Source organism: Mesorhizobium sp. B3-1-7 (genome assembly GCF_006439385.1).
Classification (GTDB): domain Bacteria; phylum Pseudomonadota; class Alphaproteobacteria; order Rhizobiales; family Rhizobiaceae; genus Mesorhizobium.
This window is the reverse complement of sequence record NZ_VFTL01000017.1, coordinates 61,717-79,184: the sequence shown is the minus strand read 5'-3', so window position 1 is coordinate 79,184 and position 17,468 is coordinate 61,717. Positions and strand designations below refer to the sequence as shown.

General features: G+C 64.6%; 15 protein-coding genes. All 15 read left to right on the top strand.

Features of this window, described 5'->3' with window-relative positions; translation table 11 throughout:
• The first annotated feature begins 261 nt into the window (after nt 1-261).
• Nucleotides 262-720, top strand: a complete 459-nt coding sequence (gene mraZ / locus FJ417_RS15850; protein ID WP_140644023.1) for a division/cell wall cluster transcriptional repressor MraZ — start codon at nt 262-264, stop codon at nt 718-720.
• Nucleotides 717-1,733: a 16S rRNA (cytosine(1402)-N(4))-methyltransferase RsmH gene (rsmH, locus tag FJ417_RS15845; protein WP_140784098.1), complete on the top strand. Its 1,017-nt coding sequence runs from the start codon at nt 717-719 to the stop codon at nt 1,731-1,733. Before mraZ ends, rsmH begins: the two co-directional genes overlap by 4 nt.
• Before the next feature lie 4 nt (nt 1,734-1,737).
• Complete coding sequence (locus tag FJ417_RS15840; protein ID WP_140657445.1) at nt 1,738-2,133, top strand: hypothetical protein; 396 nt, start codon at nt 1,738-1,740, stop codon at nt 2,131-2,133.
• Nucleotides 2,130-3,854, top strand: a complete 1,725-nt coding sequence (locus tag FJ417_RS15835; protein WP_140644032.1) for a penicillin-binding protein 2 — start codon at nt 2,130-2,132, stop codon at nt 3,852-3,854. Before FJ417_RS15840 ends, FJ417_RS15835 begins: the two co-directional genes overlap by 4 nt.
• Before the next feature lie 54 nt (nt 3,855-3,908).
• Nucleotides 3,909-5,363, top strand: a complete 1,455-nt coding sequence (locus FJ417_RS15830; RefSeq protein ID WP_140784097.1) for a UDP-N-acetylmuramoyl-L-alanyl-D-glutamate--2,6-diaminopimelate ligase — start codon at nt 3,909-3,911, stop codon at nt 5,361-5,363.
• Entirely contained in the window at nt 5,360-6,793 is a 1,434-nt protein-coding gene (locus FJ417_RS15825; RefSeq protein WP_140784096.1) for a UDP-N-acetylmuramoylalanyl-D-glutamyl-2,6-diaminopimelate--D-alanyl-D-alanine ligase, read from the top strand. The genes FJ417_RS15830 and FJ417_RS15825 overlap by 4 nt, the downstream gene beginning before the upstream one ends.
• 27 nt (nt 6,794-6,820) lie before the next feature.
• Nucleotides 6,821-7,903: a phospho-N-acetylmuramoyl-pentapeptide-transferase gene (gene mraY / locus FJ417_RS15820; protein ID WP_140784095.1), complete on the top strand. Its 1,083-nt coding sequence runs from the start codon at nt 6,821-6,823 to the stop codon at nt 7,901-7,903.
• 9 nt (nt 7,904-7,912) lie between these two features.
• Nucleotides 7,913-9,316 (top strand): UDP-N-acetylmuramoyl-L-alanine--D-glutamate ligase, encoded by a 1,404-nt coding sequence (gene murD, locus FJ417_RS15815; RefSeq protein ID WP_140784094.1) that lies wholly within the window; start codon nt 7,913-7,915, stop codon nt 9,314-9,316.
• Nucleotides 9,316-10,467, top strand: coding sequence for a putative lipid II flippase FtsW (gene ftsW, locus FJ417_RS15810; RefSeq protein WP_140644047.1), 1,152 nt, complete (start codon nt 9,316-9,318; stop codon nt 10,465-10,467). Before murD ends, ftsW begins: the two co-directional genes overlap by 1 nt.
• Before the next feature lie 6 nt (nt 10,468-10,473).
• The gene (gene murG, locus FJ417_RS15805; protein ID WP_140784093.1) at nt 10,474-11,598 is read left to right on the top strand and encodes an undecaprenyldiphospho-muramoylpentapeptide beta-N-acetylglucosaminyltransferase; all 1,125 of its coding nucleotides are present in this window, start codon (nt 10,474-10,476) and stop codon (nt 11,596-11,598) included.
• Nucleotides 11,595-13,001, top strand: coding sequence for a UDP-N-acetylmuramate--L-alanine ligase (gene murC, locus FJ417_RS15800; RefSeq protein ID WP_140784092.1), 1,407 nt, complete (start codon nt 11,595-11,597; stop codon nt 12,999-13,001). Before murG ends, murC begins: the two co-directional genes overlap by 4 nt.
• Nucleotides 12,998-13,963 carry a UDP-N-acetylmuramate dehydrogenase gene (gene murB / locus FJ417_RS15795; protein WP_140784091.1) on the top strand — a complete coding sequence of 322 codons (966 nt, stop codon included), beginning with the start codon at nt 12,998-13,000 and terminating at the stop codon, nt 13,961-13,963. The genes murC and murB overlap by 4 nt, the downstream gene beginning before the upstream one ends.
• Before the next feature lie 312 nt (nt 13,964-14,275).
• Nucleotides 14,276-15,202 carry a D-alanine--D-alanine ligase gene (locus FJ417_RS15790; protein ID WP_140784090.1) on the top strand — a complete coding sequence of 309 codons (927 nt, stop codon included), beginning with the start codon at nt 14,276-14,278 and terminating at the stop codon, nt 15,200-15,202.
• Nucleotides 15,190-16,134: a cell division protein FtsQ/DivIB gene (locus FJ417_RS15785; RefSeq protein ID WP_140784089.1), complete on the top strand. Its 945-nt coding sequence runs from the start codon at nt 15,190-15,192 to the stop codon at nt 16,132-16,134. The genes FJ417_RS15790 and FJ417_RS15785 overlap by 13 nt, the downstream gene beginning before the upstream one ends.
• Nucleotides 16,131-17,438, top strand: a complete 1,308-nt coding sequence (gene ftsA / locus FJ417_RS15780; RefSeq protein WP_140784088.1) for a cell division protein FtsA — start codon at nt 16,131-16,133, stop codon at nt 17,436-17,438. The genes FJ417_RS15785 and ftsA overlap by 4 nt, the downstream gene beginning before the upstream one ends.
• Nucleotides 17,439-17,468 lie beyond the last annotated feature (30 nt).

Here is a 17,468-nt window from a genome sequence, read left to right as displayed (position 1 = left end):
GCCTTCAGCCTGCGCTTTCTGGTTGTGGTGCGCGTGTTTGTGATACCTATTCCCGTTGACGCCCATAGTACCCCATGATATCCCATTCGCATCATCAAGCTTTCGTTCCGCGTCAGGGTGAAGCGTACGCCAATCGGGCAGCCGCGGCGGCTGTGCGTTTGTCGGTTTTCGCCCCGGTGAATGAAGCGATTTGCCGCAAGCGCGGCGAGGGCGCGGAGAACAACATGAGGGGTGCAGCGGCGCCAGCGGCTGTAGAGTCTATTGGACCGGTTTCTGTCGAACACGGTGAGCAGGATCGATGCGAAGGGACGGGTGTCCGTTCCGGCGCATTTCCGCGCCGTGGTGCAGAAACGCGGCTATTCGGAACTCTACGCGCTGCGCTGCCTGGACCTGTCGGCGATGGATGTCGGTGGGCTCGACCTGCTCGACCGCTACGAGCAGCGGATCGCGCTGGAGGACCCGTTCCTGCAGACGGCGGACGACATGTCGTTCTTCTGCCATGGCGACGGGACGTTTCTGAAGCTGGACCAGGACGGCCGCATCACCATGACCGATTTCATCCGCGAGCATACAGGCATCTCGAACGAGGTGGCCTTTGTCGGCCGCGGCAATTTCTTTCAAGTCTGGGAGCCGGGACGGCTTGCCGCCTATGGGGCGCAGGCGCGGGCCAGGCTTTTGCAGCTTCGGCAGGGGACGAAGCCCGGGGAGCGATCGGAATGATGGCTGGCCACGGCGATGACCCTCACGCCGTTGGCGGACTGGCCCGTCACATTCCGGTCCTCCTTGCCGAGGTGCTCGACGCGCTTGCGCCGAAGGCCGGCGAGACGATCGTCGACGGGACATTCGGCGCCGGCGGCTACACCAGCGCCATCCTCGACCGCGGCGCCTCCGTCGTCGCCATCGACCGCGACCCGGACGCAATCGCGGCGGGCAGGGCGCTCGAACGACAGGCCGGCGGCCGGCTGAGACTTGTCCAGGCGCCGTTCTCGACGCTGGACGAGCATGTCGAGAGCGCCGATGGCGTGGTGCTCGACATCGGCGTTTCCTCCATGCAGCTCGACCAGGCGGAGCGCGGCTTTTCCTTTCGCGCCGACGGGCCGCTCGACATGCGCATGGCGCAGGCGGGGCTCTCCGCCGCCGATGTCGTCAACACCTTCAAGGCGGGCGACCTTGCGCGTATCTTCGGCTTTCTCGGCGAGGAGCGCCATGCCGGCCGCATCGCGCGCATGATCGAAAGCCGGCGCGAGAAGAGGCCTTTCGAGCGCACGCTCGATCTCGCCGACGCCATCGAAACGCATATCGGAAGAGGGCCGAAGGACAAGATCCATCCGGCCACGCGCGTCTTCCAGGCGCTGCGCATCTTCGTCAATGATGAGCTTGGCGAGCTGGCAAGAGCGCTGCTGGCCGCCGAGCGGGCGCTGAAACCCGGCGGACGGCTCGCCGTGGTGACGTTCCATTCGCTGGAAGACCGCATCGTCAAGCGCTTCATCGCCGACCGTTCCGAAGCAGCCAGCGGCTCGCGACATATGCCCGACGCGCCCGTGCGCATTGCCACCTTCCGCAAGGCCGGCGGCGGCGTGACGCCGGGAGAGGCCGAGACGGAGGCCAATCCGCGCGCGCGCTCGGCCAGGCTGCGCGCGGCGATACGCACCGATGCCCCAGCGCGCGCCGGCGACTTTTCGATTTTCGGCCTTCCAAAGCTTCCCGCCGTCGAGCGGCCGGGAGAGAGGTGAGCACGTGTTTCGTACCAGCGACATAGTCCTGATCGCCGTCATGGTCTCGGCCGCCGCCCTGACCTACAAGACGAAGCGCGAAGCCGAAGAACAACAGGCGGCTGTGCAGAAGATCCAGGCGCAGATCCACTACGAGGAAGAGACGATCGATCTCCTCAAGGCGGACTGGAGCCTGCTCACCCAGCCGTCGCGGCTGCAGAAGCTTGCCGATGTCTATAAGAGCCAGCTCGGGCTCGAACCGGTCAACGCGCACCAGATCGGCAGCCTCGACGACATCCCCGTGAAACCCCTGACCATCGAGGACCTCTCCTCGCAGCGGCTTGGCGGCATGGCCGACAATTCCGGGAAGGAGCCATCTGAAGACAAGGATCCGGTGGTCACCGGGAGCACCGTTCAATGATCGGTGGGCTTCCAAGGATCGGCGACCTGCTGAAGCGCCGGAAGAAGCAGGCTGAGGATGGCTCGATCGTCGTCGACGCCGCGCGCAAGGCGACTGGCGGCAAGGCAAGGACGCGCATCGTCATGACGATGGCGGTGTTCTTCACCATCTATTCGACCATTGCCGGCAGGCTCGTCTATCTCGGCATGCAGAATCCCGATCTTTCCGGCGGCCCGGAGAACCGGGTCACGGCATCGCGTCCGGATATCGTGGATCGCAATGGCGAGGTGCTGGCGACCGACATCAAGACGGCGTCGCTGTTTGCCGAGCCTCGCCGCATCGTCGACGCCGACGAAGCGATCGAGAAATTGTCGACCGTGTTGCCGGAGATCGATTACGAGCAGACTTATCGCAAGCTCAAGAGCGGCGCCGGCTTCGTCTGGCTGCAGCGGCAGCTGACGCCGAAGCAGCAATCCGACATCATGGCGCTGGGTGTCCCCGGCCTCGGCTTCCGCACCGAAAAGCGCCGCTTCTATCCGAGCGGCGAGACCTCGTCCTACATCGTCGGCCTCACCAACATCGACAACCAGGGCATCTCCGGCATGGAGAAGTATATCGACGAGCAGGGGCTGAGCGACCTGCAGGCGTCGGGGCTCGCGGTGGCCAAGGATCTCAAGCCGGTCAAGCTTTCGATCGATCTGCGCGTCCAGCATGTGGTGCGCGACGAGATCGCCGCCGGCCTGGAGCGCTATCGTGCACTGGGCGCCGGCGCCGTCGTGCTGAACATCAAGACGGGCGAAGTGATGGCCATGGCCTCGGTGCCGGACTTCGACCCGAACAATCCGTACAACGCGCAGGAAAAAGACCGGCTGAACCGTATGTCGGCCGGTCTCTACGAGATGGGCTCGACCTTCAAGAGCTTCACCTCGGCCATGACGCTCGATTCGGGCAAGGCGACGATGAACAGCCGCTTCGACGCGTCGCATCCGATCCGGGTCGGCCATCAGGCCATCCACGATTTCCATGGCAAGAACCGGGTGCTGTCGCTGCCGGAAGTGTTCCTCTATTCGTCCAACATCGGGTCGGCCAGGGAGGCCGAACTCGTCGGCATCGAGGGGCACCGCGAATTCCTGCACCGCCTCGGCATTCTGGACAGGATGCAGACCGAACTGCCGGAAGTCGCCCGCCCGACCGAACCCAAGGTCTGGAAACAGGTCAACTCGTTCACCATCGCCTTCGGCCACGGCGTGTCGACGACACCTCTGCAGGCTGCCGTCGGCTGCGCGGCGCTGATGCAGGGCTATCTGATCGAGCCGACATTCCTGGTGCGCAGCGAGCAGGATGCAATGGCGGTGGCCAAGAAAGTGGTCAGCGACAAGACGGTCGAAGGTATGCGCTATCTCTATACGCTGAACGCCGAGAAGGGCTCGGCCAGAAATGCCAGGGTCCCCGGTTACCGCGTTGGCGGCAAGACCGGAACGGCCGAGAAGGTCATCAACGGCCGCTACTCCAAGGACTTGAATTTCAACACCTTCGTCGCCGCCTTCCCGATGGACGATCCGCAATTTCTGGTGTTCACGATCGCCGACGCCCCGCATCCGGAAAAGCCCGGGATGACGGACGTTGCCGCCAACAATGCGGGGGTTATGGCCGGCAACATCATCAGGCGCTCAGCGGCCATGCTTGGCGTGAAGCCAGATTTCAGCCATGAAAATGGTGCAACGCTGGTTTCCTATCAGTGATTCTTGGGGCGCGCCGGCAACTGCGCGCTATTTTGTTGCGGTGAACGGGACTCAATGCATCTAAAAGATCTAGCCGGTGTCCTGCCTGTCGAGGGAACAGCTTCCCGCGATCTGGAGGTGACCGGGCTTTCCTCCGATTCCCGCTCGGTCAAGACCGGCGTCGTCTTCTTCGCCCTTGCCGGCAGCAAGGCCGACGGTTCGACCTATGCGGCCGATGCCGCGGCCCGAGGCGCCGCGGCGATCGTCACCGGCCGGGGCGCGGCCGTCTCCGGCCTGTCGATCCCGGTTCTCGCCGTCGATGATCCGCGCCTGGCGCTGGCGCTCAGCGCGGCACGCTTCTTCGGGCGCCAGCCGCAGACCATGGTTGCCGTCACCGGCACCGCCGGCAAGACATCCGTCGCCGCCTTCACCCGCCAGATTTGGGAGCAGGCGGGTTTTGCCGCCGCTTCGATCGGCACGACCGGTGTCGTTGCGCCCGGCCGCAACGAATATGGCTCGCTGACGACGCCCGATCCGGTGGCGCTGCACCGACTGCTCAAGGAACTGGCGGATGCTGGCGTCACCCACGCCTCGATGGAAGCCTCGAGCCACGGTCTCGACCAGCGCCGCCTCGACGGGGTGAAGCTGGCGGCCGGCGCTTTCACCAATCTCGGCCGCGACCACATGGATTATCATCCGACGGTCGAGGATTATCACCGCGCCAAGCTGCGCCTGTTCGACACATTGCTGCCGAAGGGCGCCCCCGCGATCGTCTTTGCCGACGACCCGTGGTCGGAGCCCACGATCAGGGCCGCAAAGGCGGCGGGCCTGAAGGTGCTGACCGTCGGTCGCCATGGCGATTTCCTGACACTCAAGCGGGTCGAGCATGAGCGCCATCGCCAGCGCGCCGAGGTCGTGGCGGACGGCGTGCTGCACGAGGTCGACCTGCCTTTGGCCGGCGATTTCCAGATCGCCAACGCGCTGGTCTCGGCCGGCCTTGCCATCTCGACCGGAACGCCGGCAAGCAAAGCCCTGGCGGCGTTGGAAAAATTGCAGGGCGCGCCGGGCCGGCTCGACCTCGTCGGCACCACCGCCGCCGGCGCCCCCGTCTATGTCGACTACGCGCACAAGCCCGATGCGCTGGAGAATGTGCTGACCTCGGTCCGGCCTTTCACCACGGGTCGCGTCGTCGTGGTGTTCGGCTGCGGCGGCGACCGCGATCGGGGAAAAAGGCCGATCATGGGCGAGATCGCGACGCGGCTCGCCGATGTCGTCATCGTCACCGACGACAACCCACGCACGGAAGTGCCCGAAACGATCCGCGCGGCGATCCTCGCAGCGGCGCCGGGCGCCATCGAGATCGGCGATCGCCGCAAGGCAATCCACGAGGCGGTTGCGATGCTTCGCGCCGGCGATACGCTCATCGTCGCCGGCAAGGGGCATGAGGAGGGCCAGACCGTCGGCACCGAAACCTTCCACTTCTCCGACCATGAGGAAGTGCGCGAGGCGCTCAAGGAGCGCGTCGCATGAGTTTGCTGTGGACGTCGGAAGCGCTGGTCGAAGCCATGGGCGGCAGGCCGATCGGCTCGCTGCCGGAAGGCATCACCGGCATTTCAATCGACAGCCGCAGCCTTGCGCCCGGAGACGCCTTCTTCGCCATCAAGGGCGAGGCGATGGACGGCCATGATTTCGCGACAGCCGCGGTCAAGGCCGGAGCGGCCGTGCTGGTCGTCGCCGAGGGCAAGCTGCCCTCGCTCGGTCGGCTGACGGCGCCGATGATCGTCGTGCAGGACGTGCTTGCGGCTCTCGAGAAGCTCGGTGTGGCCGCCCGCGCCCGCTCGAAGGCCAGGATCATCGCGGTCACGGGCTCGGCCGGCAAGACGACCACAAAGGAAGCGCTGCGCCATGTGCTGTCGACGGTTGGCAAGGTGCACGCCTCGGCGCAGTCATTCAACAACCATTGGGGCGTGCCGCTGACGCTGGCGCGCATGCCGCAGGACTGCGACTACGCGGTCTTCGAGATCGGCATGAACCATCCGGACGAGATCAGGCCGCTGGGCAAGATGGTCAGGCCGCATGTCGCCATCGTGACGATCATCGCCGCCGCCCATCTCGGCTTCTTCAAGAATCTCGACGAGATCGCCACGGCCAAGGCCGAGATTTTCGAGGGGATCGAGCCCGGCGGCGCCGCGCTGCTCAACCGCGACGATCCACGCTGGAAGCTGCTCGGGAAAATGGCGAAAGAGGCGGGAGTCGAGCATGTCTTCGGCTTCGGCGAAAATCCCCGTTCGGCCTTCCGCCTTGTCGGCTGCGAGCTTCATGCTGACCATTCCGACATCGCCGTCAAGCTCGGCAAGAAGGACCTGACCGCCCGTGTCGGGGCGCCCGGCCGCCATATTGTGCAGAACGTGCTGGCGGTGCTCGGCGCCGCGCAACTTGTCGGCGCAGACCTCGACAAGGTCGGGGCCGCGCTTGCGGATCTTTCGGCCGAGCGCGGGCGGGGCCGGCGCCATGTCCTGCATCATCCCAACGGGCCGATCACGCTGATCGACGAAAGCTACAACGCCAATCCGGCGTCGATGGCGGCGGCCATGGCGCTGCTCAACGCCACGCCTGTCTCGGGCGAGGGCCGGCGCATCGCGGTGCTCGGCGACATGCTGGAGCTCGGCAGCCATTCGGCCAAGCTCCACGCGGCGCTTGCCGGGCTGATCGTCGGCACGGGCACGCGCAACGTCTTTCTCGGTGGGCCGGAAATGCAGGCGCTGGCCGACGTCCTGCCGTCAGACATCGCAACCGAGTATCGATCGGAAGCGGAAGAATTGAAGCCGATCGTGATCTCCGCGCTCAGGCCCGGCGACGTGGTGATGGTCAAATCATCGAAAGGTATCGGGTTTTCAAAGCTGGTCGAGGCATTGCTCGGCAAATTTCCGGCGGAAGCCACAAACATTAAGCCGACCTAGGTCGGGCTCCGGGGGACGGAAAAAACCATGTTCACATTGCTCGTCGATTTCGCGGACAAAATCTCGTTCTTCAACGTCTTCCGCTACATCACTTTTCGCACCGGCGGCGCGCTGATCACGTCGGCGCTGATCGTCTTCATCTTCGGGCCGACGATCATCAATTCGCTGCGCCTGCGGCAAGGCAAGGGCCAGCCGATCCGCGCCGATGGCCCGCAGACCCATTTCAAGAAGGCCGGAACGCCGACCATGGGCGGGCTGATGATCCTGTCCGGCATCATCGGTTCGTCGCTCTTATGGGCTAACCTGTCCAGCATCTATGTCTGGGTGGTGCTGCTGGTCACCGTCGGCTTCGGCTCGATCGGCTTTTACGACGACTATCTCAAGGTCACCAAGCAGTCGCATCTGGGCTTCTCCGGCAAAGCGAGGCTGGCGATCGAGTTCATCGTCGCGGCAATCGCCGCGTGGGTGATCATGCACAACGGCCAGGCGCCGTTCTCGTCGTCGCTGACCTTCCCCTTCGCCAAGGAATTCCTCATCAACCTCGGCTGGTTCTTCATCCCGTTCTCCTGCCTCGTCATCGTCGGCGCCGGCAATGCGGTGAACCTGACCGACGGCCTCGACGGACTGGCGATCGTGCCGATCATGATCGCGGCGGCGTCCTTCGGCGTCATCGCCTATCTTTCGGGCAACGCGGTCTTCGCCGAATATCTGCAGATCCACTTCGTTCCCGGCACCGGCGAGCTCGCCGTCGTGCTCGGCGCGGTAATCGGCGCGGGCCTTGGCTTCCTCTGGTTCAACGCGCCGCCGGCCGCGATCTTCATGGGCGACACCGGCTCGCTGGCGATGGGCGGCCTGATCGGTACCATCGCGGTCGCCACCAAGCACGAGATCGTGCTGGTCATCGTCGGCGGCCTGTTCGTGGTCGAGATCCTGTCGGTCATCATCCAGGTCGGCTACTTCAAGATGACCGGCAAGCGCGTTTTCCTGATGGCGCCGATCCATCACCATTTCGAAAAGCTCGGCTGGACCGAAAGCCAGGTGGTAATCCGCTTCTGGATCATTGCCGTCATCCTGGCGCTGGTCGGCCTCTCCACCCTCAAGCTGAGATAGGACACCCGCTTGATCCCCGCCTTTTCCTTTTCAGGCAAACGCGTTTCGCTCTTCGGGCTTGGCGGCTCGGGGATCGCCACCGCGCATGCGCTGATCGCGGGGGGCGCCGAGGTGCTGGCGTGGGACGACAATCCGGACAGCGTCGCCAAGGCGGCGGCCGCGGGGATTGCGACCGGCGATCTGCACGCCGCCGACTGGCAGTACTTCGCCGCCTTCGTTTTGTCGCCAGGGGTACCGCTGACGCATCCCAAGCCGCATTGGACGGTGGAGCTGGCGCGCGGCGCCGGCGTCGAGGTCATCGGCGATATCGAGCTGTTCTGCCGCGAGCGCATCAGCCGCGCGCCGGCAGCACCTTTCATCGCGATAACCGGCACCAACGGCAAGTCCACGACGACGGCGCTGACGGCGCATATCCTGAAATCGGCGGGCCGCGACACGCAGATGGGCGGCAATATCGGCCGAGCAATCATGACGCTCGATCCGCCTGAGCCGACACGGCATTATGTGGTCGAGTGCTCGTCCTACCAGATCGATCTCGCGCCCTCGATCAATCCGACCGCCGGCATCCTGCTCAACCTGACGCCGGACCATCTCGACCGGCATGGCACGATGGCGCACTACGCCTCGATCAAGGAAAGGCTGGTCGCCGGCTCAGACACCGCGATCATCGGCGTCGACGATTCCTGGTGCGCCCAGATCGCCGACCGCCTGGAGCGCGCCGGCCGGCAGGTCATCCGCATTTCCAAGCGCCTGCCACTGACCGACGGCTATTTCGCCGACGGCACCAATCTGATGGAAGCCGTGCATGGCCGCTACAGCCGCGTCGCCTTCCTCGAAGGCATCGGCTCGCTGCGCGGCCAGCACAATGCGCAGAATGCGCTGGCCGCCGTTGTCGCCTGCCTGAAGGTCGGGCTCGATCTCGGCGAGATCCAGGCCGGGCTCGAAAGCTTCCCCGGGCTGGCGCACCGCATGGAGCAGGTCGGCCGCAAGGACCATGTGCTGTTCGTCAACGATTCCAAGGCGACCAATGCCGATGCTGCAGCGCCCGCGCTGTCGAGCTTCGCCAACCGTATCTACTGGATCGCCGGCGGCCTGCCCAAGGAAGGCGGCATCGAGCCGCTGCGCGGCTTCTTCCCGCGCATCGCCAAGGCCTATCTGATCGGCGAGGCGGCGCCCGCCTTTGCGGCGACGCTCGGCGAGACGGTGCCTTACGAGATATCCGGAACGCTGGCGGCGGCGGTCGAGCATGCCGCCGCCGACGCGGCAAAGGACACCGGCGGCGAGGCCGTGGTGCTGCTTTCGCCGGCCTGCGCCAGTTTCGACCAGTTCAAGAATTTCGAAGTTCGCGGCGAAGCCTTCAGGCAAGCTGCGACTGCTATAGATGGTGTGAAACCCATCGGAGGGCCACGTTGATGCAAAGCCGTCTCGACAAAAGTCCTGTCGCAACCTGGTGGTGGACGATCGATCGCTGGTTCCTGGCCGCGTTCCTGTCGCTGATGGGGCTTGGCATTATCTTGTCCTTCGCGGCGAGCCCCGCGGTGGCCGAGCGTATCGGCCTCGACAGCTTTCACTTCGCCACCAGACAGGTCATCTTCACCATCCCGGCGCTGATCGTCATGCTTGCGGTCTCCTTCCTGGAGGCGCGGCAGATAAGGCGCATGTCGCTGGTGATGCTGTGCATCATGCTGGTGCTGATGGTGGCGGTGCTCTACGTCGGCGTCGAGGTGAAGGGGGCGCGGCGCTGGGTGTCGCTCGCCGGGCTTTCCATTCAGCCATCCGAATTCCTGAAGCCGGCCTTCGTCGTCATCTGCGCCTGGCTCTTTGCCGAGCATAAGCGCCAGCCCGATATTCCCGGCAACCTGTTCGCCCTCCTGCTGCTTGTGCTGGTGGTCTCTCTCCTGGTCGCTCAGCCCGACCTCGGCCAGACCATGCTGGTGACCGGCACATGGGGCGTCATGTTCTTCATGGCCGGCCTGCCATGGCTGTGGATCATGGCCCTCGGCGTCATCGGGGCGAGCGGCCTGTTCGCGGCCTATTCGGTGTTCCCGCACGTTGCCTTGCGCATTGACAAGTTTCTGACCGGCGAAGGCGATACCTTTCAGGTCGACATGGGCCGCGAGGCACTCATCAACGGCAGTTGGTTCGGCGTTGGGCCGGGCGAAGGAACCGTCAAGCGCATTGTTCCGGATGCTCATACCGACTTCGTCTTCTCGGTCGCGGGCGAGGAGTTCGGGCTGATCATGTGTTTCTTCATCATGTCGATCTTCGCCTTCATCGTGCTGCGCGGATTGAGCATCGCGCTCAAGGAGCAGGACGATTTCACCCGCTACGCGGTTGGCGGCCTCGTCACCGTCTTCGGCCTGCAATCGGCCATCAACATGTGCGTGAACCTGCAGCTGATGCCGGCCAAGGGCATGACGCTGCCCTTCATTTCCTATGGCGGGTCCTCGCAGATCGCCATCGCCGTCTCGATGGGCATGGTGCTCGCATTGACGCGCAAGCGTCCGGAAAAGCGCAAGCAGATGGGCTTCGTCCTCTCGCAGCGCGCAATGCCGGCGGAATGAGGCAGGATGGCGAAGGGTGTGATCCTGCTTGCAGCCGGCGGAACGGGCGGACATCTGTTTCCGGCCGAGGCGCTGGCGCATGAGCTGATCGAACGCGGCTGGAAGGTGCATCTCGCCACCGACCGTCGCGCCGAGCGTTATTCCGGCCAGTTTCCCGCCGCCGATATCCACGCGATCGCCTCGGCGACGCTGGGATCGAGGAATCCGGTCGCGGTGATCTCGGCCTTCTGGAAAATCTGGCAGGGCGTGCGCGAAGCGGGAAGGATCATCGCCAGGATCAAGCCGGAGGCGGTCGTCGGCTTCGGCGGCTATCCGACGCTGCCGCCGCTCTATGCGGCGACAAGGCGAAGAGTGCCGACGCTGATCCATGAGCAGAACGCCGTCATGGGCCGCGCCAACAAGGCGCTTGCCAGCCGCGTCGATGCGATTGCCGGCGGCTTCCTGCCGGAGGGCGCCAGCGCTGACGGCGCAAAGACGGTGACCACCGGCAATCCGGTCAGGCCGCAGGTCCTCGAGGCAGCGAAGACGCCTTACGTGGTACCGAACGAGGGCGAGCCGTTCCGTTTCCTGGTGTTCGGCGGCAGCCAGGGCGCGCAGTTCTTTTCCGATGCGGTTCCAGCAGCGATCGCGCTTTTGCCGCAAGACCTGCGCAAGCGGCTGGCGATCACCCAGCAGGCGCGCGCCGAGGATGTGGCGCGGGTGAAGGCCGCCTATGCCGAACTCGGCGTCGACGTCCAGGTTTCGCCCTTCTTCACCGACATGGCGGCGCGCATGGGGGCGGCGCATCTGGTGATGTCGCGCTCCGGCGCCTCGACGGTTTCGGAAATCGCTGTCATCGGCCGGCCGGCGCTGCTGGTGCCCTATCCGCACGCGCTCGATCACGACCAGGCGGCGAATGCCGCGGCCCTTGCCGCCGCCGGCGGGGCCGAACTCCACCCGCAATCGATGCTGTCGGCGGAGCGGATCGCCGAGTTGGTCGGTGGGCTGATGAAGGCTCCGAACCGGCTGGCGACCATGGCCGCCGCCGCCCGCTCGGCCGGGAAACCGAACGCGGCGCAGTTGCTCGCCGATCTGACAGAGGCTATTGCGTCCAGCAAAACGGTTTCGGACTACAGGAGGACGCGCGCATGAAGATGCCGCAGACGATCGGCCTTGTGCATTTCATCGGCATCGGCGGCATCGGCATGAGCGGCATCGCCGAGGTGCTGCACAATCTCGGCTACAAGGTGCAGGGGTCCGACCAGACCGACGGCGCCAATGTGCAGCGGCTGCGCGACAAGGGCATCGAATGCTTCGTCGGCCACAAGGCCGAGAATCTCGGCGACGCCGAAGTCGTGGTCGTTTCGACCGCTATCAAGAAATCCAACCCGGAACTGAAAGCCGCGCGCGAGAAGTTGCTGCCTATCGTCCGCCGAGCCGAGATGCTGGCCGAGCTGATGCGCTTCCGTCAGGCCGTTGCCATCGGCGGCACACATGGCAAGACGACGACCACCTCCATGGTGGCGACGCTGCTCGAGGCCGGCGGGCTCGACCCGACCGTCATCAATGGCGGCATCATCAATGCCTACGGCACCAATGCGCGCATGGGCGATGGTGAGTGGATGGTGGTCGAAGCCGACGAGAGCGACGGCACCTTCCTGAAGCTGCCGGCCGACATTGCCGTCGTCACCAACATCGATCCCGAGCATCTCGACCACTATGGCAGCTTCGACAAGGTGCGCGAGGCCTTCCGCCAGTTCGTCGAGAACGTGCCGTTCTACGGCTTCGGCGTGATGTGCACCGACCATCCGGAAGTGCAGGCGCTGGTCGGCCGCATCGAGGACCGGCGCGTCATCACCTATGGCGAGAACGCGCAGGCCGATGTGCGCTTCACCAACCACCGGATGCAAGGTGCGATCTCCGAATTCGATGTCGTGATCCGCGATCGTAAAGGACGTGGTACCTCGACGATCGAGGATCTGCGCCTCCCGATGCCCGGCCGGCACAACGTCTCCAACGCGACGGCGGCGATCGCGGTGGCGCATGAGCTTGGCCTCTCGGCCGAGGCGATCAAGAAGGGCCTGTCGTCCTTCGCCGGCGTCAAGCGGCGCTTCACCCATACCGGTTCGTGGAACGGCGTCGAGGTGTTCGACGATTACGGTCACCATCCGGTCGAGATCGCGGCGGTGCTGAAGGCCGCGCGCAGCGCGACCAAGGGGCGTGTGATCGCCATCGCGCAGCCGCATCGCTTCACCCGCCTGCACGATCTCTTCGAGGAGTTCTCGGTCTGCTTCAACGACGCCGACACGGTGATGGTGGCGCCGGTCTATGCGGCAGGCGAAGAGCCCATCGAAGGCGTGACCTCCGACGCGCTGGTGTCGCGCATCCGCTCAGGCGGCCATCGCGACGCGCGCTATATCGATGGCGCGGCGGCGATCGCGCCAGTCATTCGCGAGCTTGCCAAGCCTGGCGACTTGGTCGTCTTCCTCGGGGCCGGCAACATCACGCAATGGGCCTATGCGCTGCCCAAGGAACTGGGTGGGACGCCCTCATGATGCGTGGCCAGGACTTGATCGACAAGCTCGGCGACAAGCTTTCCGGCCTGCGCGGCCGTATCACGCCGAACGCGGAGATGGACAAGATCACCTGGTTCCGGGCCGGCGGCCTGGCCGAGGCGCTGTTCCAGCCGGCCGACGAGGAAGACCTGGCGGCCTTCCTGCGCGCGGTGCCGGAAGAGGTGCCGGTTACGGTGGTCGGCGTCGGCTCGAATCTTCTGGTGCGCGACGGCGGCATTTCGGGCTTCGTCATCAGGCTCTCGGCCAAGGGTTTTGGTGAGGCCGAAGTTGTTTCGTCGATCGGCATCAAGGCGGGCGCTGCGACGCCCGACAAGCGCCTCGCAGCGGTTGCCCACGAGGCCGGTATCGGCGGCTTCCATTTCTACCACGGCATCCCCGGCGCCATTGGCGGCGCGCTCAGGATGAACGCCGGCGCCAACGGCGTCGAGACCCGCGAGCGGGTCGTCGAGGTGAGGGCGTTGGACCGCAAGGGCAATCTCCATACGTTGCTCACTGACGATATGGGCTATGCCTATCGCCACTCATCCGCGCCTTCCGGCCTGATCTTCACCTCAGCTATTTTCGAAGGGTTTCCGGAAGACAAGGCCGCGATCAAGACCGCGATGGATGCCGTGCAGAGCCACCGCGAGACGGTGCAGCCGATCCGCGAGAAAACCGGTGGCTCGACCTTCAAGAATCCGGAAGGCACCTCGGCCTGGAAGGAAATCGACAAGGCGGGCTGCCGCGGGCTGATGATCGGCGGCGCGCAGATGTCGCCGATGCATTGCAACTTCATGATCAACACCGGCACGGCCACCGGCTACGACCTCGAATATCTCGGCGAGACGGTGCGGGCGCGGGTGCTCGAGAACTCCGGCATCCGGCTGCATTGGGAGATCAAGCGCCTCGGCAATTTCCGCCCCGGCCATGCGGTGCAGGAGTTCCTCGGGCAGCTTCTTTAGCTTGGGCTGAAGTTCATGTGATACTTGAACTTCCAGCAGTCTGAAATGGCCGCAAACCGTTGCCTTAAAGACTCACAATTCACTTTTTGCGGCTGTTTTCGCGGAAAGTGAATCTCTCGGAATCATAGGCACTTGCCAGCGAATCAACTCTCTGATTCTCTGCCCTAAAGCGTTTCCTGATTTGAGTCGTTCGACGCGTGAATCCGCGTTTTCCGTCTGGGGGGGCAACCTGCCGGAAGACTCGGACTCAATGTTTGGAAATACGGTGCGGGAATATCGGTTGCAGACCCGGCGTGAGAGGGGATGACGGGAATGAAGAACAAGCATGTGGCTGTCCTCCTGGGTGGATTCTCCTCGGAGCGGCCCGTGTCTCTGTCCTCGGGGAAGGCGTGTGCGGATGCGCTCGAGAATGAAGGCTATCAGGTCACCCGTGTCGATGTTTCACGCGATGTCGGGTCTGTGCTTGCCGAGCTCAAGCCTGATGTCGCCTTCAATGCGCTGCATGGTCCGTTTGGCGAGGACGGCACCATTCAGGGAATTCTCGAATTTCTCGGAATTCCGTACACCCATTCTGGCGTGCTCGCTTCGGCGCTGGCCATGAACAAGGAACTGGCCAAGAAGATTGCCAAGGCGTCCGGCATTCCGGTCGCGGAATCCAAGGTGGTCAATCGCTTCGCCGTCCAGAACAAGCATCCGATGAGGCCGCCTTATGTGGTCAAGCCGGTCAATGAGGGATCGAGCTTCGGCGTAGTCATCGTGCATGAGGGGCAGTCGCATCCGCCTCAGGTGATCGGTTCGACCGAGTGGCAATATGGCGAGACCGTCATGGTCGAGCGCTACATCCATGGGCGCGAATTGACCTGCGCGGTGATGGGCGACGTGGCGCTCGGCGTCTGCGAGATCATTCCGACCGGGCATTCCTTCTACGACTACGATTCAAAATATGTTCCTGGCGGATCAAAACACGAAATCCCTGCTAAAATTTCACCGAATATTTACCAAAAAATACAGACACTGGCGCTCAAGGCTCATCTTGCCATTGGTTGCCGGGGCGTTTCCCGATCGGACTTCCGTTACGACGACCGTCACTCCGAAAACGGCGAGGTTGTCTGGCTCGAGGTCAACACTCAGCCGGGCATGACGCCGACGTCTCTGGTGCCTGAAATCGCCGCGCAAGCGGGGCACTCGTTCGGCGATTTGTTGAGTTGGATGGTGGAGGACGCTTCGTGTCTGCGTTGAGGTGGGGACAGGGTAATGGCGGTGGCGCGGCTGGTTTCGCGCTGTTCGGCATGTCGCTGTCATTCGACCGTTTCGTATTGCCGCGTCAGCTCCGCCGGCCGATGCGCGTGCTGGCGCGCCTGTGCGGCGGCGAGTATGAGGCGCCGCGCTTTTCGGCGGCGATCCTTTCCGCCGCGTTGATCGCATCCAGCAGCGCCTATGGCGCCTATCTTGGCGGCTACACCGACAGCATCGTGCAGGGCATCACGGCCCGCACCGGTTTTGCCGTCGACCAGATCAAGGTGGTCGGCAATCGCCAGACGTCCGAGATCGATGTGCTGGACCGGCTCGGCCTCGACGGCTGGACCTCGCTGATCGGCTTCGATGCCGAGGCTGCGCGCGAGCGCATCGCGACGCTGCCTTGGGTCGAGGGTGCCGCTGTGCGCAAGATCTACCCGCATACGCTGGAAGTGCGCATCGAGGAGCGCCAGCCCTTCGCGCTTTGGCAGCAGGGCACCTCGGTTTCTGTCATCGAACGGTCGGGCGAGATGATCGCGCCGTTCTCGGGTGGCAAGCAAGCGCTGCTCCCGCTGATTATCGGCACGGGCGCGCCGGCGATGGCGCCGGCCTTTCTCGCCAAGATCGAGCGCTACCCCGCGCTGGCGGCGCGGGTCAAAGGTTACATCCGTGTCGGCGAGCGCCGCTGGGACCTGAGGCTTGAGAACGGCATCACGATCAAGCTGCCGGAAGACGGCGAGGACCAGGCGATCGCCGAGCTCGTCAAGCTCGACCATGACAACGGGTTGCTGACCCGCGACATCGCCGCCGTCGACATGAGGCTCCCCGACAGGCTGGTCGTGGAGCTTTCGCCGGAAGCGGCGACGCAGCGCGAAGCCGCGCTCAGCGAAAAGCCGAAGAACCTGGCCAAGCGCAAGGTGGAGAGAAAGATATGAGCTGGCTTGGCGGCAGCGGTGACGTTTCTTCGCGCCGGTCGGGCACGCTCACGGTGCTCGATGTCGGGTCCAGCAAGGTTTGCTGTGTCGTGGCGAAGCTCAAGCCGAACGAGGACGGCAAGCTTCTGCGTGGGCGTTCGCATCGCATCCAGGTGATCGGCATCGGCCACCAGAAGTCGCAAGGCGTTAAGTCCGGCGTGGTGGTGGATCTCGATCGCGCCGAGCATGCGATTCGCCTCTCCGTCGATGCGGCCGAGCGCATGGCCGGGCTCACGGTCGATTCCCTCATCGTCAACATGACGGCCGGCCGGCTGAAGAGCGAAGCCTTTTCGGCGACGATCAATCTCGGCGGTCATCAGGTCGAGGAAGTCGACATCAAGCGGGTGCTCGCCGCCGGTGCCAAGCAGGCGCTGCGGGCCGAGCGCGAGGTGATCCATTCGCTGCCCGTCGGTTTCTCGCTCGATGGCGAGCGCGGCATACGCGACCCGCGCGGCATGGTGGGCGACGCGCTTGGCGTCGACATGCATGTCTTGACTGGCGATGCCGCGCCGATGCGCAACCTCGAGCTTTGCATCAACCGCTCGCACCTGTCGGTTGAGCGCATGGTGGCGACGCCCTATGCCAGCGGACTTGCCTCGCTGGTCGACGACGAGCTCGAAATGGGCGCCGCCTGCATCGATATGGGCGGCGGCACGACGACCATCTCGGTGTTCTCGGAAGGCAAGTTCGTCCACGGCGACGCCATCGCCATCGGCGGCAACCATGTGACGCTCGACATGGCCAAGGGCCTGTCGACCTCGCTCGATGCCGCGGAGCGGCTGAAGGTCATGCATGGCTCGGCGCTGCCCGGCAGCGCCGACGACCGCGACCTCGTCTCGATCCAGCCGATCGGCGAGGAAGGCGATGTGCCGCTGCAGATTCCGCGCTCGGTGATGACGCGCATCATCCGCGCCCGCATCGACGAGACACTGGAGCTTTTGCGCGACCGGCTGAACAAGTCCGGCTACGGCAATGCCGTCGGCAAGCGCGTCGTGCTCACCGGTGGCGCCAGCCAGCTCGCCGGCCTGCCGGAAGCGGCGCGCCGCATCCTCGGGCGCAATGTGCGCATCGGCCGGCCGCTCGGCGTCGCGGGCCTGCCTGAGGCGGCCAAGGGACCGGCGTTCTCGACCCCGGTCGGACTGATGATCTATCCGCAGATGGCGAGCTTCGAGAGCCATTCGGCGAAAGGACTTTCCGGTTTCAGGATGACCGGGACGGGCGGAAAACTACATCGCATGAGTCAGTGGTTGAGAGACAGTTTTTAATTTGACGGGGACAGCCCCATAGGCGGCCGC